Source organism: Spiroplasma endosymbiont of Dasysyrphus albostriatus (genome assembly GCF_964019495.1).
In the GTDB taxonomy this organism is placed as follows: domain Bacteria; phylum Bacillota_I; class Bacilli_A; order Mycoplasmatales; family VBWQ01; genus Spiroplasma_E.
In genome coordinates, this window is record NZ_OZ026447.1 from 1,569,825 (window position 1) to 1,585,368 (window position 15,544).

14 protein-coding genes and 1 riboswitch are annotated in these 15,544 nt (G+C 22.6%); of the genes, 9 read left to right on the plus strand and 5 right to left on the minus strand.

What is annotated here, in order from left to right:
- The first annotated feature begins 10 nt into the window (after nt 1-10).
- From rnc to AACL11_RS09325, 3 genes are all read left to right on the plus strand, one after another.
- Nucleotides 11-730 (plus strand): ribonuclease III, encoded by a 720-nt coding sequence (gene rnc, locus AACL11_RS09315; protein ID WP_338987570.1) that lies wholly within the window; start codon nt 11-13, stop codon nt 728-730.
- Between the two features lie 2 nt (nt 731-732).
- Nucleotides 733-4,284, plus strand: coding sequence for an ABC transporter permease (locus AACL11_RS09320; RefSeq protein ID WP_338987572.1), 3,552 nt, complete (start codon nt 733-735; stop codon nt 4,282-4,284).
- Between the two features lie 141 nt (nt 4,285-4,425).
- Nucleotides 4,426-5,478 (plus strand): hypothetical protein, encoded by a 1,053-nt coding sequence (locus tag AACL11_RS09325; protein ID WP_338987574.1) that lies wholly within the window; start codon nt 4,426-4,428, stop codon nt 5,476-5,478.
- 2 nt (nt 5,479-5,480) lie between these two features.
- Here the strand turns inward: AACL11_RS09325 and AACL11_RS09330 are convergent, their stop codons facing one another.
- Both AACL11_RS09330 and AACL11_RS09335 read right to left on the minus strand, forming a co-directional pair.
- Complete coding sequence (locus AACL11_RS09330) at nt 5,481-6,200, minus strand: IS3 family transposase (RefSeq protein WP_338988515.1); 720 nt, start codon at nt 6,198-6,200, stop codon at nt 5,481-5,483.
- A 28-nt stretch (nt 6,201-6,228) separates the two neighbouring features.
- On the minus strand, nt 6,229-7,242 hold the full coding sequence (locus AACL11_RS09335; RefSeq protein WP_338986622.1) for an IS3 family transposase: 1,014 nt from the start codon (nt 7,240-7,242) through the stop codon (nt 6,229-6,231).
- Between the two features lie 108 nt (nt 7,243-7,350).
- Here AACL11_RS09335 and AACL11_RS09340 point away from each other — a divergent pair, with 108 nt between their 5' ends.
- From AACL11_RS09340 to AACL11_RS09355, 4 genes are all read left to right on the plus strand, one after another.
- Complete coding sequence (locus AACL11_RS09340; RefSeq protein WP_338987576.1) at nt 7,351-9,810, plus strand: ABC transporter permease; 2,460 nt, start codon at nt 7,351-7,353, stop codon at nt 9,808-9,810.
- Nucleotides 9,811-9,981: 171 nt separating this feature from the next.
- The gene (locus tag AACL11_RS09345) at nt 9,982-10,221 is read left to right on the plus strand and encodes a hypothetical protein (protein ID WP_338987578.1); all 240 of its coding nucleotides are present in this window, start codon (nt 9,982-9,984) and stop codon (nt 10,219-10,221) included.
- A 14-nt stretch (nt 10,222-10,235) separates the two neighbouring features.
- On the plus strand, nt 10,236-10,880 hold the full coding sequence (locus AACL11_RS09350) for a hypothetical protein (protein WP_338987580.1): 645 nt from the start codon (nt 10,236-10,238) through the stop codon (nt 10,878-10,880).
- A 31-nt stretch (nt 10,881-10,911) separates the two neighbouring features.
- Nucleotides 10,912-11,691, plus strand: coding sequence for a J domain-containing protein (locus AACL11_RS09355; RefSeq protein WP_338987581.1), 780 nt, complete (start codon nt 10,912-10,914; stop codon nt 11,689-11,691).
- A gap of 52 nt (nt 11,692-11,743) precedes the next feature.
- On the opposite strand, the gene AACL11_RS09360 is transcribed toward AACL11_RS09355, so the two are convergent.
- Both AACL11_RS09360 and AACL11_RS09365 read right to left on the minus strand, forming a co-directional pair.
- Complete coding sequence (locus tag AACL11_RS09360) at nt 11,744-12,331, minus strand: hypothetical protein (RefSeq protein WP_252319991.1); 588 nt, start codon at nt 12,329-12,331, stop codon at nt 11,744-11,746.
- A 124-nt stretch (nt 12,332-12,455) separates the two neighbouring features.
- A riboswitch (cobalamin riboswitch) is annotated at nt 12,456-12,634 on the minus strand.
- Nucleotides 12,635-12,686: 52 nt separating this feature from the next.
- The gene (locus AACL11_RS09365; protein WP_252319993.1) at nt 12,687-13,241 is read right to left on the minus strand and encodes an inorganic diphosphatase; all 555 of its coding nucleotides are present in this window, start codon (nt 13,239-13,241) and stop codon (nt 12,687-12,689) included.
- A 99-nt stretch (nt 13,242-13,340) separates the two neighbouring features.
- Here AACL11_RS09365 and AACL11_RS09370 point away from each other — a divergent pair, with 99 nt between their 5' ends.
- Nucleotides 13,341-13,985 carry a hypothetical protein gene (locus AACL11_RS09370; protein ID WP_338987582.1) on the plus strand — a complete coding sequence of 215 codons (645 nt, stop codon included), beginning with the start codon at nt 13,341-13,343 and terminating at the stop codon, nt 13,983-13,985.
- Here the strand turns inward: AACL11_RS09370 and AACL11_RS09375 are convergent.
- The gene (locus tag AACL11_RS09375; RefSeq protein WP_338987583.1) at nt 13,982-14,473 is read right to left on the minus strand and encodes a hypothetical protein; all 492 of its coding nucleotides are present in this window, start codon (nt 14,471-14,473) and stop codon (nt 13,982-13,984) included. The two genes, AACL11_RS09370 and AACL11_RS09375, sit on opposite strands and share 4 nt — an antisense overlap.
- Before the next feature lie 345 nt (nt 14,474-14,818).
- Here AACL11_RS09375 and AACL11_RS09380 point away from each other — a divergent pair, with 345 nt between their 5' ends.
- Complete coding sequence (locus AACL11_RS09380; protein ID WP_338987585.1) at nt 14,819-15,505, plus strand: hypothetical protein; 687 nt, start codon at nt 14,819-14,821, stop codon at nt 15,503-15,505.
- The last annotated feature ends 39 nt before the right edge of the window (nt 15,506-15,544 follow it).

A 15,544-nucleotide genomic window follows, 5' to 3' on the forward strand; every position in this document is an offset into this window, starting at 1 on the left:
GGAGAAAAATATGATTAATATTGAACATATTTTAAAATCGAGTATTTTAGAAAAAATTAAATCTAATCGTAATTATCGTGAAGCATTTACTCATCGTTCTTTTTCAAACGAACATAATTTAGATTATTCATATGAGCGATTAGAATTTTTGGGTGATTCGATTTTAGGGGAAAATATTTCAACTTACATTTGACACTTATTTCCAAATAAAGATGAGGGACAATTAACAAGTTTACGTAGTAAAGCAGTTAGACAAGAAACATTGGCAGCAGTGGCAATTGCTCTAGGATTACAAGATTATTTATTTTTGGGAAATGGTGAAAAAAATACAGGTGGACAACAACGCGAAAGCATTTTATCAGATGTTTTTGAATCATTTCTTGCTGCAGTATATCTTGATTTAGGAAATAGTGCAGTGAAAAAAATCTTAGACTTAACCTTATTTGAATTAATTAAAACTAATCAGTTAGAAACAATTATTGATTATAAAACTAAATTACAAGAATTAGTACAGGCAGAAAAAAGAGATCCTATTAATTATAAAACTATGGAACAAATTAAAAAAGATAATATTACTTATTTTATTGTTCATGTGTATTTAGATAATAAAATACTAATGGGGAAAGGAGTAGGAACAAATAAAAAGAAAGCTGAGCAAGAAGCAGCAAAGTCAGCTTTAGCAAAACTGTCAAAATCTAATTTATTAATAAGTGATCATAAGAAGTGATAAACATGTTTAAATTATTACGTAATTATATTCGTGAACAAAAAAACAATTTATTACAAATGTTTGGTTTAGGTTTTTTAGTAATGATTATGATTATTGCCTTTTTATCATTAAATTTTTCTAATAATTATTTATTTGAACAATATGTTAACGATATTGCTCATAATGAATTTAATCAATATACATTTTTTTCACCAATCGAATATGTTAATTTTGATGGAAAATATAATGAAAAAGATAAAGCTGGTTCTTATTTAAATAATATTAATTATTATCAAAAAGATAATACTATTGATAAAGAAAAGATGGCAAAAGCTACTTTTCAGTTAACAATACCAGATGCTACTAGACCTGATATATATCGTTTTACTTTTTATGGTGGGGACGCTAATAGTAAAGAATATTTTGCTATTGGTGATAGTCTTTTTAATGATACTAGCCATAATTATATTGATTTTAAAATTAATATTCCTATTAATTATCCATCTTATGATACTCATAAAGCAACGATAGAACAATATGCTAATATTCTAAATCAATATCTATATGATCCATTACATCCAGAAAATGCAACAAATTTTATGATTACTAGTGAAGCTGCTTTACAGTTTTATAACGATAATTTTAAGGGACAATTGTCATATGCTAATCGAAACTATAGTGAAATAGATATTAAAAATGAAGCTAAGTTATATGAAATAATGTCAATGGGAATGTTATATAAAGATATTGAATGACAACATGCTGTTATGGTCCGTGATTTATTAATTACTAGTAAAAATTTTGCTTTTATTGAAACAGGACCCGAATATATTGTTAATAAAGCAATTATTGTCAAAGATGGTGGCCCAAGTTTAACAGAAAAACCATTACAAGATAATGAAATTTTAATTTACAAACATTTTGCTGAACTAAATAATTTACATATTGGTCAAAATTATGTAATTGCTGGACAAACGTTTATTATTCGTGGTTATGCTACAAGCTCATTAGCAGCATTTGTTGGTCGTTATTTTGGTAATTCACTTGATTTAAAAAATAATACTGTCGCTTTTACTAATGGTAATACGATGCGCAAAGTTGAATCTGATTTAAAGGCATTTAGCAGTAATATTGATGATTTTTTTTTAGGTATTAATCCTGATTTGTCTAAAAATATTGATTCACAAATAAACAATGAATGAATTTATAATTATCTTCATGCAACTTATAAAACACCTACTGATATAGCAAGTACAAAATATTATAATAATGGTATTGATTATAATAAAATAGTTTCTCCTTTAAGTATCAATAATCTTAGATTTTATACTAGTATGCAAGAATGATCTTTTAGTTCCATTAATAATAGAATTAATGTTATTGAAGAGATTTCTAGTTTATTTTTAATTTTGATTTTTATTGTGACTACTATTATTATTTTTATTATTACTTTTAAAATGATTGATCGTAATAAAAAATTAATTGGAATTTTAAAAGCAACAGGATATAAAAGTTGACAGTTAAGTATATCATTAGTAATTTCAATTATTGCTCCTTTAATTATTTTTTCTATTATTGGTGTTTTAATTTCTATTCCAGTTGCGCATTATTTAATTTATATTACTAATATTAGTACTGTTGCCTTAATTAGTTATGGTTGGTACTTTAATATTGTTACCGCTATTTTATTACTTGTTATTCCAATCATTAGTTTAACTTTCATTAGTTTTTTAATGGTATTATTCTTATTAAGAAGTAAACCCTTAGATTTAATTACTAATAATATTTCAAAACAAAAATATAAAATAAATATTAGTTCAACTTTTACTTTTATTGCAAGATATGTGATTGGTAGATTTAGTTATCGTAATAAGTTGGCCGTTACTACTTCACTACGTAGTTTTGGTAAAACATTAATTATGTATTTTACTAGTATTTTTGCTGCAACATTAGTATTCTTTGCGCTTGCTGCTAGTGGTTTAGTTAATAATATGTTAGGTTCACAATTTGCGGGAACTAATTTTAATTATCAAAATGGTTATCAATTTGATGATAATATTAAAACTAACTTTATTAATAACGAAAATAAATTAATGTATCAATTTAATAGTGTTGATAATATTAAAAGCAAAATTTCATTATATCCAGAATTATTAGCTGCAATTAAACGATTTGATCCTCTTAATCCTAATAAATCAATTATGATTAATGTTCAAAATCGTTATATTATGGGTAGTGAATTATTAAAAATAAAACAGTGAATTGCTGCTAATCCATCAAAGATTCCACCCATAGTTAAGGATTTCTTAGAAAAAAATAAAATATTATTTAATTATTTAACCAATAATAATGGTAAAAGCAATACTGATTTATTGATAAGTTTTGGTTTAATTCCTTATGATGAACAGTATGAAGTACCATACACACAATTAGAACTTGATAAGGCTAGTTTGTTACTTCCTAATCAGCGTGGTGCTGTTTTTGATAATGATACACAAACCTTATCAAAAGAATCTTTTAAAAATTGAAGTGCACCAAGAACTGCTTATGGTATTGATGATAGTTTAAGTGATTTTTTATCTCTAAATTTTAGTATAAGTGATTTCTCTACTTTTAGTAAATTAAATTTAGCTGATATGGAAGTTTCTAATAATTGGCAAGATAAACAATTTATTAATATTCGTAATCATTTAATTCAAAAATTAGGAATTAAAAATCCAGATAGTAGTGCTGTTCAATTTATTCCAATGGCTACTTCTGTTTTACCTTCGGTTGTCAATGTTTATAATGGTGGAGAACAACTTAATAATAGTGTTATTTATAGGTATAAAGGATTAGATAATCAAATAAAATATATAATTGGTATTGCTTATGATTATATTAATAAATTAGATCCAAAAATAATAGTAATGCCTAACCTTTGGCTTAATGATATTTTGTTTGGTAGTAAAAGTGATTTATTAGAAAATAATTTTGCTAATAGTAAATTAAGCAAATTTACTGATAATGAGTTTAAACATTACTTACCAATTATTAGTAATAAAAATGATTATAATATTGATTTAGCACAAATTTCACACTCAGGATATTTGGAAAGTAAAGGTATTAGTACTTCATTATCATCAGTGTATGATATTAGTAATTTACGTAGTATTATGAAGAATAATCAATATAGTTTACAAATAATCATTTCATTTTTTGGTATTTTTAGTGTTATATTATCATTAATGATTATTGTTATTGTTACTAATATTAGTGTTCGTGATAATTTAATATTAATTAATATTTTATGAAGTTTAGGTTATACTGCATTAGAAGTTTCTTATAATTTCTTTCTGGTAATAATACCGGCATTGGTAATGAGTAGTTTGGTTGCTGTTTTTATTGTTCCTTCTTTAGTAATGGTACTTTCTAATTTATTAGCAACTTTTGCAAAAATCGCATTTCCTATTGTTTTTCGTTGATGATATTTTGCATTGATGATTAGTATAAATATTTTAATTTATTTAGTCTCATACATTATTAATTGAAAGTTAAACGTTAATAATAAACAATTAATGACATTAACTAAATAATATATAATCTGGTTTGCTGCTATTAAATAAAAAATTACACATTAAAATGTTTTAATTTTAAAAAATATTTTTAAATTGATAAAATTAATTTGAAGTATCAACTGAGGTTAGTGGAATATGGTAAAAATATTTTTTAATTATTTGCGTGAACAAAGAAAAAATATTATTCAAGTTTTAGGGTTAGGCTTTTTAGTTATGATTATGATTATAACTTTTTTAAGCATTCAATTTTCTGATCAATATGTAGAAAATCAATATTTAAATGATATTAGTCAAAATACTAATTTTCAAGAATTAAATGAATTACCAATTGAAAAAAATAGTTTTGAAAAAGAATATAATTATTATAAAACACATTTAGGATTATGATTGGAAAATATGTCATATTATAAACAAGATGATAGTATTGATACTTTTAAATTAAATCATGCAACTTTTCAAATTGCTTTAGTTAATGCTAATACCGATACTTATCGTTTTATTTTTAATGGTAGTAGTGATTTAAGTGATTCTCATGCTAATAATTATTTACAAATTGGAAATAATATATCTACTAAATATCATCATGATTATGTTGATTTTAAACTATTAGTTCCTAATGATTATCATCAAGGTTATAACTCTTCTGAAGAATATAAAAATGCAATGCGTAATTTAATTAATAGTTATGTTTATGATGGAAAGACAAATATTAATCAAGTAAACTATTTTATTTTAAATGATAAAGCATTAAAAATTTATCAAGATGAAATTTATCATAAAATATCATACGCTAATCATGAATATAATACAATTGATATTTCTTTGCAATCACAACTATATTTTTTAATTATTAATGGCATGTTATTTCAAAATATTGAATGAAATCATTATACTTTAGTTAATGATTTATTAATGACCGGTAAATCTTTTCTCTTTACACAAACAGTTCCTAAAAATATTATTGATCCACCAATTTTAGTAGGTAATTATAAACAAAGTTTGGAAGAGTTACCATTACAAGATAATGAAATTTTAATTTATGAACAATTTGCTAATAATAATAATTTAAAAATTGGTGATAAGTACAATATTGTTAATCGTACTTTTATTGTTAGAGGATTTGTTACTAGTCGAAATAGTGCTTTTATTGCCAATAATATTAGTGGATTGATGGATCCAAAAAATAAAACTTGGAATGGCAACACTTTTTAGGACTATTTTTTGGTAGACATTTGTTGTTGATATTTAACTGGAGTTAAGTAGTTTAAAGTGCTGTGAATTCTTATATTGTTATATCAATTGATGTAATCAAATAATTCTAATTTTAATTGGATTAATGATGTAAAATTTTTATCATTAATAAATTCGGTTTTAAAAGTTTTAAAAGTTGCTTCAGCAACAGCATTATCATAAGGACAACCTTTTTTACTTAAAGAACGGTTAATGTTGAATGCTAGTAAAAGTTTATCAATAATTTTATTGTTAAATTCATTACCGCGATCACTATGAAATATTTGAATATCTTTTAAACAGCGATTTGATTGCATAAATGCTTGATGTACTAATGATGCATCTTTTTTAACTCCAACACTATGTCCGATAATTTCGCGGTTAAATAGGTCTATTAATAGGCAAATATAGTTTCACCTACCATTAACTTGTACATAAGTTAAATCACTAACAATAACTTCATTTTTAATCCTATTCTTAAATTTTCTATTAACAAGATTAGTTATTTGACTATCGTTAACTTTGTTATTATGATTTTTGAATGATAATTTAGTATATTTTGATATTAAATTATGTTCATTCATAATTTTTTTAATTTTTCTGCGCGATAAATAAATTTCTTGGTTTTCTAGAATTTTTTTTAATCTTCTAGTACCATAAACTTCTTTATTTTCTTTAAAAGCACTAATGGTGGTTAGCCCTAATTACTGGACCATATTTTGATAGATATTTCTAAATTTTTATTTGTAATATTGGTGGTTTTAAAAATTTAGAATGTATTCTTTCATAATTATAAAACATAACATATTGATTTACATCATTAATAGCTTCATTGATTGTTAAATATTGATTTGAGTCTTTAGGCAATCATTCTTGAGATAAATGTGAAAATCAATTTTCAGATATGACATTACCGCCAATATCATATGGTTGTTTTTTGCTTAAAATTATTTGTTTGTTTTTTGCTCATTTTGTAATTTCTTGACAATAAAATTCGTTGGCGTTATCTGAATGTAAAATAACGTTTTTTATTTGATTTCAAGAAAATTGGTTGTTTATTTTTTCAAGTGCAGGAAGAATTAAATCTTGATATGATTTATTTGAAAATGTATTATAACTAACAACATTATTTGAATAAAAATCAATAATTACAAAAAGATATAGTCAACCTTCTTTGGTGTTTATTTGTTTAGTATCCATTGATCAAATTTGATTTGAAGCGGTTGTACTTTTGTAATCTTTGTTTACTTTATCCATTGTAGGTATTCACTTATTTGGATTTTTTTTGTTTTTAGGATAGTTATTTTTAGTTTGTTTTAATCCTTGAATATTGTGTTTTTTCATAATTTTTCGCATTTGTTTTGTTGATAATTCTATATTTAAAATGATATTTTTCTCTTGTTTTAATCACTCTTTAAAAGCTGAAAAAATTCTTAAATATCCATAAATTCTACCTTTTCTTGTAGAATGAAATTCGATTAAAAGTTGGCATAATTCTTGATATTTATGATTGCAATTAATAATATGATTTTTTTCTTTTTTAATAAGTTTTTGTTTATTTTTTAAAAAGTAATATGTTGATCTGTTTAATTGAAGATATTGACATAAGTTTCTAATTGAATATTGATTTTTGCAATCATCGATAATTTTAATTTTTTCTTTGATATTTAATTTGTTAATTATTAATGCTATTTGTTTAATTTTATCCATTAATAAAAATCCTTTCAGGTCAAAATTAGTGTTCATTATATAACACAATTGTTTTTAGAATACATTCAGATTTTTTAAATTAATGGTCTAGTAAAAAGGGCTAAGTGGCCCCATCCAACTGTTGCTTTTGTTAATAGTAATACAATGGTTAACATCAATAATGATTTTAAGGGTTTTATTGATAAAAATAAACAAAAAAATAGTTTTAATCCCGTTTATCCTGAACGTAGTTTAAACGCATGATTATATAATATATTACATAATCAATTAGCATATGGTCATCATTATCAAAATCTTACTAATGGTATAAATTTTGCTAATGTTGCTAGTATTTTAACAAATGATGATTATTTATGAAGACCTTATAATGAAAATGCTATTTTTTTCTTAAATGAGCGAATTAATTTAACACAAAATGTTGGTATAATATTTTTAACATTAATTTTTACTGTTACTAGTGTTATTATTTTAATGGTAGTATGAAAGATGATTCATCATAATCATAAATTAATTGGAATTTTAAAAGCATTGGGTTATAAAAATTGACAATTAACAATTTCTTTAGTTTTAGCTATTATTTGACCTTTATTTATTTTTACTATTATTGGTGTTTTAATATCAGTATTTATTAGTCATATTCTTATTAATAGTCATAACTTATATTTAGCGTTAATTAACTATGGATGATATATAAATGTGCATATGACAATTATTGTGGTAACTGTTCCTTTATTGTTATTAGTAATTATTAGTTTTTTTATAGTTTATTTATTTTTACAAAAAAAACCACTTGACTTAATTAGTAGTAAAAATTTTAAAAAATATCATCATTTAAATATTAGCAAAATTTTTAATTTTATTAGTGTTAAAGTTATTGGCGATATTAGTTATCATAATAAATTGGCAATAACTATTAGCATGCGTAGTTTTGGTAAATTAGTTATCATTAGTATAGTTAGTAATTTTGCTGCCACATTGATGCTATTTTCAATTGCAGCTAGTGGTTTAGTTAATGATATGTTATCATTACAATTTGAAGGGATTAATTTTAATTATTTAAATAGTTATCATTATGAAGACATTGATAATAATTTTATTAATAATAACAAGCAGTTGCTTTATAACATTGCTCCAGTTTCACAAATAGAATCAGGAATATCACTTAAACAAGATTTACAAGATGCTATTGATTCATATTTAATAAATCCTAATAATCCAGCACCCGTTATTCGCGATTTACGTAATAAATATATTTTGGGTAGCGATTTATTAAAGATGCGTAAAAATTTTGAAAAATCGACAACATGAAATTTATTACCACAAACATTTAAAAAACAGTGAGCAAAACAAATAAATATTATTAATTATTTAACAAATGAAAGTGGTAATAATAATGACTTATTAATTAGTTTTGGTATTATTCCTTATCAAGAACAAAATGAGTTACCTTTTATTAAATTGAATATTGAAGATTCTTATGATTTAGATTTTAGTCATAACAATGCTATTGGTAATACTTATGATAGTGTAACTCAAACTTTTAATGATTCATGCTTTAGTAATGAAGTTACAATAAGACAAACTATCTATGGTATTAATGCAAATAGTAATAATTTTATTAAACCTAATTTAATTAATAGTAAATTTAAAAAATTTATTAATATGAACAATGATACAATGAACACCTCTGATTTTTGATTAGATAAAGAATTTACTAAAAATGTTAACAATGTAAAAAAACAATTACATATTACTAGTACTAATGCTCCAAATGTTACCTTTTTACCAATTGCAGCATCTAATGCCCCAGCATCCAATACTAGTACTGGTAATGGTAACAATATTGGTAAAGCAATTTTATATCCATATTTTGATTTTAATGGTAATAAAAAATATTTAATTGGTATTATTTATGATGGCTTTAGTAATTTAGGAATATCAACATTATTAGTATCACAATCACTTTTAAATAGTGCTATTAATGAAAATACAGGATTATTAATTAATAATGCCAAAATGAGTAAATTTAATGATAATGAGTTACGACATTACTTAACTTTTATTAATACTGAAAATAATTATAATCTTGATTTAACTAAAATTTTGAATACTGACTACATTAGTTCTAGTGGTTTTATTAGTTCTTTGAGTGGTATTGTTCCAATTGGTAATGAAAAAGCAGCATTGGAAAATAATGAAATAAGTATTCAATTACTTATTGGTTTTTTTGCAATTTGTAGTATTATATTATCATTTATGATTATGACTTTGGTTACTAATATTTTAGTTCGTGATAATTGAATATTGATTAATATTTTAAAAGTATTGGGATATAATACTATGGAAGTATCGTACAATTTTATTATAATTATTGTCCCTTTAATTTTAATTTTTTCAGTTTTTAGTGTTTTTATTAGTCCAATATTAATTAATATATTAGCACAACAGTTAATTACTTTTAGTCATGTTATTTATCCAATTATTTTTCGTTGATGATATTTTTTATTAGCTTTTGCTATTAATATTATTGTTTATATTAGTGCTTATATTATTACTTGATTATTAAATTTTAGAAAATATAAGTTATGAGCATTTATGGAGTAAAGATATTAGTTGATAACAATTTTATTCCAGTAAAAATTTAAAAAAGGAAGTTTATTATGTTTTTAATTGATTTTCACTTAGAAAGGCATATAATGAATTTATAATGTTTTTAAACCCATTGTTTTAATTTTAAAGCAAATGGGTTTTTTATGTTAAAAAGGAGATGAACTTATGGAACAGCAAGAAAGTAAAACACAAACATCTAGCAATGAGTTAAAATCAAAAATAGAAATTGGACAAGAAAAATTACAAAAAGAAAAAGATAAATTAATAAAATTACAAAGTGAATCAGAAACAGTTTCTGTTTCTAAGGAAACTAAAAAAGGAATTGCAGAACAAATAGAAGCAATTAATCAATTAGAAAAAATGATTAATGAAGTTAAAAAACAACTTAACAAAAATGCTTATTAAATAAGGAGTAAAATATGCCATTAGATAAGGATAAGGATAAACAAGATTTACAAATTAAAATATTTACAGATGAGCAAATTCAATTACTTACCGAAGATGATATTAAATCATTATCAATTGAACAAATTCAAGTATTTAATGAAAAAATTGAAGTATTAGATAAAGAAGTTGAAAAAAGAACCATAATATTATCAGATTATATTGATGTAATTACTGATGCTACTTCTAAAATAACTAGTTTATTAGAAGAAAATGTTTTTTTGGAAAAACAAAAAATCGGCAATTTTAAAAATTTTATTATTACAATGTTTAGTTTTGGTTGTATTAATAAAAATAAAAGAATAGAAAAAAAACTAAATAAAAATAAAAAGGAAATACAAGAAAAAACTAATGAACGAACAGATTTAAAAATAATATTTGAAAATATTAGTTTAGAAAGAAAAAAAATTAATGATGAGTTAAATAATTTAATTAAATTAACTGAATTATGAAAAAATATTAATGATAAAAAAAATAGTATAAAAAATACTTCACCAGCTAAAGAATTTTCTTGTTCTAAATTTGTTGAAGAAATTAATGCTTTAGAATTAACTAGTCAAACACCAGTAAATGATCGTGTACAAACTTACCATAAATATAACCATTATTTATGAATATAGTAGTGCTTATTAAAAAGGAAAAAAACTAAAAATGGAACAATATTATGAATTATTAGGTTTATCTATTGGTGCAACAATTCCTGAAATTAATGCATCTTTTAGACGTTTATCTTTAAAATTACATCCAGATAAAAATACTAATAATCCAGAAGCAACTATTAATTTTCAAAAATTAAGTGAAGCGCGTAATGTTTTAGTTAAACAAAAAGAATATGAAGAAAAAACTAATAAAATATGGAAAGAAAACTTAAAAAAACAACAAGCAGAACAAGAAACATTTCAAAATAAACAAAAAGAAGAAATTTTAGCTAAGCAAAAATTTAAGATATTTAAAAAAGAAATTGATCAAAAAATGAAAAAAAATTATATTGAGTTATTACCTAAAATACTTGATTTTAAAATAGAATTAAAGAAATTAGAAAAAGAACTTTTAACTTTACAGTTAAAAAGTTCTAAATTAAGAAAATCTATTATTAATTTAAATACAAAGAAAATAAATCCAAGAATTAATTTTTATATTAAATGTATTACTTTAGGTTTTTATGATTGAAATAAAATAACAGAAAAAGAACTATGTGAAAATAAAAATGAATTTATAAAAACCAATAGGGAAAAAGAAAATTTAAAAGAAAAATATGATATAGTAAAAACTAATATGCAAATATTAATTAATGAGCAAAACTTATTACAAGAAGATCTTAAAGAATTATTTGCAAAAGAAAATGATTTGAAAAAATATATAAATTCATTTAATTTAGAAGAAAAAGATTCAATAAGAGATTGAAATAAATACTTTTCATCATCAGTTTAATGATATAAATAATATTATATGAATAGTTAATTATTTAAATATAAATTTATATTTATGGTTCAACTAATAATTCATTATTTGATGTTTGTTCATCATTGCTTTCTTCAATAATATTATTATCAATAATAATATAATATTGTAAATATTTATTTCAAATACTGATAATTGGTTTATACAGAAAACTACTAAACATGAAGTTACCAATGCCATGAATAGCATCAAAACTTAATCCAGATAATCAGTAAAGATAAAAACTGGATTTACCGAATAATATTAAATGAATTAGAGCATCAAATGTACCAAAAGTAAAACCTCATAAACTTGTAATTATTACAAAAATTCATCAATGCTTTTTAATTAAATGACGAAATATTCAAATTATTATGACCAATATTGGTCATATACTAAAATACAAAAATATTCAACTATTACCACCGTAAAGTAGAATTTCTAATGAAGCAAAAATTAAAGGAATAGTAATTGACATATATAGTGGAAAAACTAATGCTGAAAATGCTAATAGAAAAGTTACAACTTCAATATTTGGTAATATTGCTAGTACTTCTTTTAAAGCAAAAACTAGTGCTGCATATGAAGGAATAATCAAGATACGAATTAATTTTTGGACATGGTTACTCATATTTGTTCTCGGCTTTCTTTATTTTTTAAATTTAAAACCACCTCATAAAGGTGGTTTAGTTATACTAATCGGAGATAAAACATCAATTAAAATTATATAACTGTTATCTGCACCCAGAGATTAGTTTAATAGTGTTAAATAGATAGGTCTACTGGCTTAACTTCATTTTACTTGTTACCCTTCTCAAAATCTTTGATTTCAATGGATTATGTAACTTTTATCAGTATCACAGTTGCTGGGGCAGCTTAAGATTACTTAATTCCCTTTTATGAACAGTTGTTCATCTATTTAATTTTATTCAGTTGTATTTAAGGATAAATGATTTAATATATTAAAAATATATTACACTTTTTGTTTATTTTTTGTTTAATAATGACACTAATTGTGCTTTTGGTAAATTATTCATTTCATTTTGATATTCTTTAAACATATTTTTACATGTTGTAAGTTCAGTTAATGCTTCTTTTAAGTTACCTCAACCTTCAATTATGACTTTCTTTTTTTGTAATTCTTTATATTGTAAAAAGAAATTAACAATTTCATCACGTAAATGTTGTGGTACATCTTTTAGATCTTGATACTCATTAAAGCGTGGATCAGAATTAACAACACCAAATAATTTAGTATCAACTTCACCACCGTCAATCATTTTAATCATTCCTAAAACTCTAACTTCTACTAAGCAACCAGGGAAAGTTGGATAAGTAATTAAACTAATAATATCTAAAGGATCACCATCATAATCTAAAGTTTCAGGAATATATCCATATTCACCGGGATAAAAATTAGCACCATAAAGAACACGATCTAATATCATAGTTTTAGATTTTCAATCATATTCATATTTATTACTTGATCCTTTGGGAATTTCAACTACCATTTGCACAATGTTATTTTCACTTTTATTCATTAATACTTCATCTCCTTTTAAAAATTAATTTTATTATATAATAAATAAACGTTTTTTTATATATAATTAAAATAATAAATGTATTTTAAGGAGTAAAAGATGAGTTTAAAATATGAGAAAAAGTGACAACAATTTAAAAGTAATATTAATAATTCTTTAAAATTAACTACTCATAGGATAGCATTAATTAGTAGTTTATTGGCAGTTACGACATTAATGACCTTATTAGAAACACCACCTATTTTTTTACCTTTTTTAAAAATTGATTTTGGTAATACTATTAATTTAATTGCATTGTTAATTATTAAACTTCCTTATAGTTTGTTAATTGCCATTATTGTTCCTTGACTAAGTTTAATCTTACCTCATTTTCCTTCTGGTAATGCTGAACCAATTGGTGAATTTGCTTATATGTTAAGTACCATTACTTTATTGTTATTATATAGTAGTTTTAAATTATTATTTAAGCAATTACCATTTTGAAAAATGCAATCTAATAATTCTTGAAAACGATTAATGATTATTGAAATACCAACAGTTGTTATTACTTGTATTTTAGTATCATTAATTAGTGCTTTTTATAATTGAGCTTTTATTTTAGACATGTATGGTGCTGGTGATCTTAAAGATAAGATTTGAATTGTATTTGTACCATTTAATTTAATTAAATTTACTTCAGTTTTGCTTTTATATTTATTATTAGTTAGGCCAGTACAAATTTTAGTACAACATTTTAATATTTAAATAATATATTTTAATTGATCTTTTTTTAATTCTATTACTAAAGATTCTTCACTATTTTGTTTTATTTCTGACTCTTCTCAAGGTCTTCAAATATTTACTTCTTCTTTATAATCTTCATCAATTACTAATCGTTCTGAATCACTATCTTCTTCTGAATTATCAAAATAGTTGTTTTCTATTTGTTTGTTAATATTTACTGATAATAAATTTATTGCTTGCTGTTGATTTAAAAATTCTTCTTTATAATTTTGATTTTCATTATTATCACAATTTATTTCTGCAATATTGATGGTTGCTTCTAATATATCTCTTGGAGCTGAGTTGACTGAATGTTTTGCTTTAAGTTCATTCTTTCTTGCTTTTTGCTTTCAAATTCAAATTGTTGTTTTTGAAATGCCAGTTTCTTTTTTGATTTCACCATAACTTTTACCATCTTGTAAATATTGTAATACTTTTTCTTTTATTTCCGGTGTATATTTTTTTGCCATCTTTTAATCTTCCTTTTCTTTTAGCAATTTTATTTAATAAAAATCCTAATACAGAAAAATATCTATATAAGGATTTAACATTATTTTGGATGGGTTACAATTTAAATTAATGATTAATATTATAATTTATTTTTTTAGTTTTTGTTATTTTTATTTTAATAAAAATTATCTATCAAATTATTATTATGATATTTTTATTGTTAATTAATTTTCTAAATTAGAGTAGTATTAATAGTTTTTATAAAAATTTAATAAATGTCTTGTTTTTTAATTAAAAGTAATTTATAATTTTTATAAATAAGTATTTAATTAATTAAATACCTATTTTAAAAAGGAGAAGTTATAATGATAGTTAAAAGTGTTGACCAAGAAAAAGAAAAAGTAGATATAAAAACAAAGAAAAAAATAAAGATTAATTCAAAACAACAAATTTTTAATATTACTTTGACAGGAATTTTATTGGGATTAGCTGTTGCTTCTTCATTAATTGAAATACCTATTCAGTTTATGGGAGTAATTTTACCATTAAGAATTTTTGATTCATTAATTATTGCTTTTGCTTTACCAATTATTGGTTTATATTATACATTAGCAATTGGTATTATTGAACCTTGATTACATTTATTAGCAGATAGTGATCATCCGCCAATTCAAATTTTCTTTGATAATATTGCTAATATTTTATTTATTGTTTCTTTTTATTTTATTTACTACTATCTTTTTAAATTGTGTAATAAAAGTAAAAATTTAAAAGTAGATACTATCAAAAAAGTAAGTGCTGGTCTAGTAATAGTACCCTTAAATGCGATTATTGCTACTTTATCTTTTGCTTTAACTTTAGTAGTACTTTATTTTAGTCCTAACCTACCAAGACCTGATGAATATGATAATAATATTCTTAATTTTAATAATCATTCAGTAATTATATTATTTATTTTACTTGGTATTGAAATTTTAAGATTTATTTTTATCTTTATCTTATTTAGCTTAGTTGAAAGAAAGATAGGTTCTGCTAAACGTTATTATTTTTAATAAAAAGTATTTTATTTTATAAAATAAAATGTTAAATTA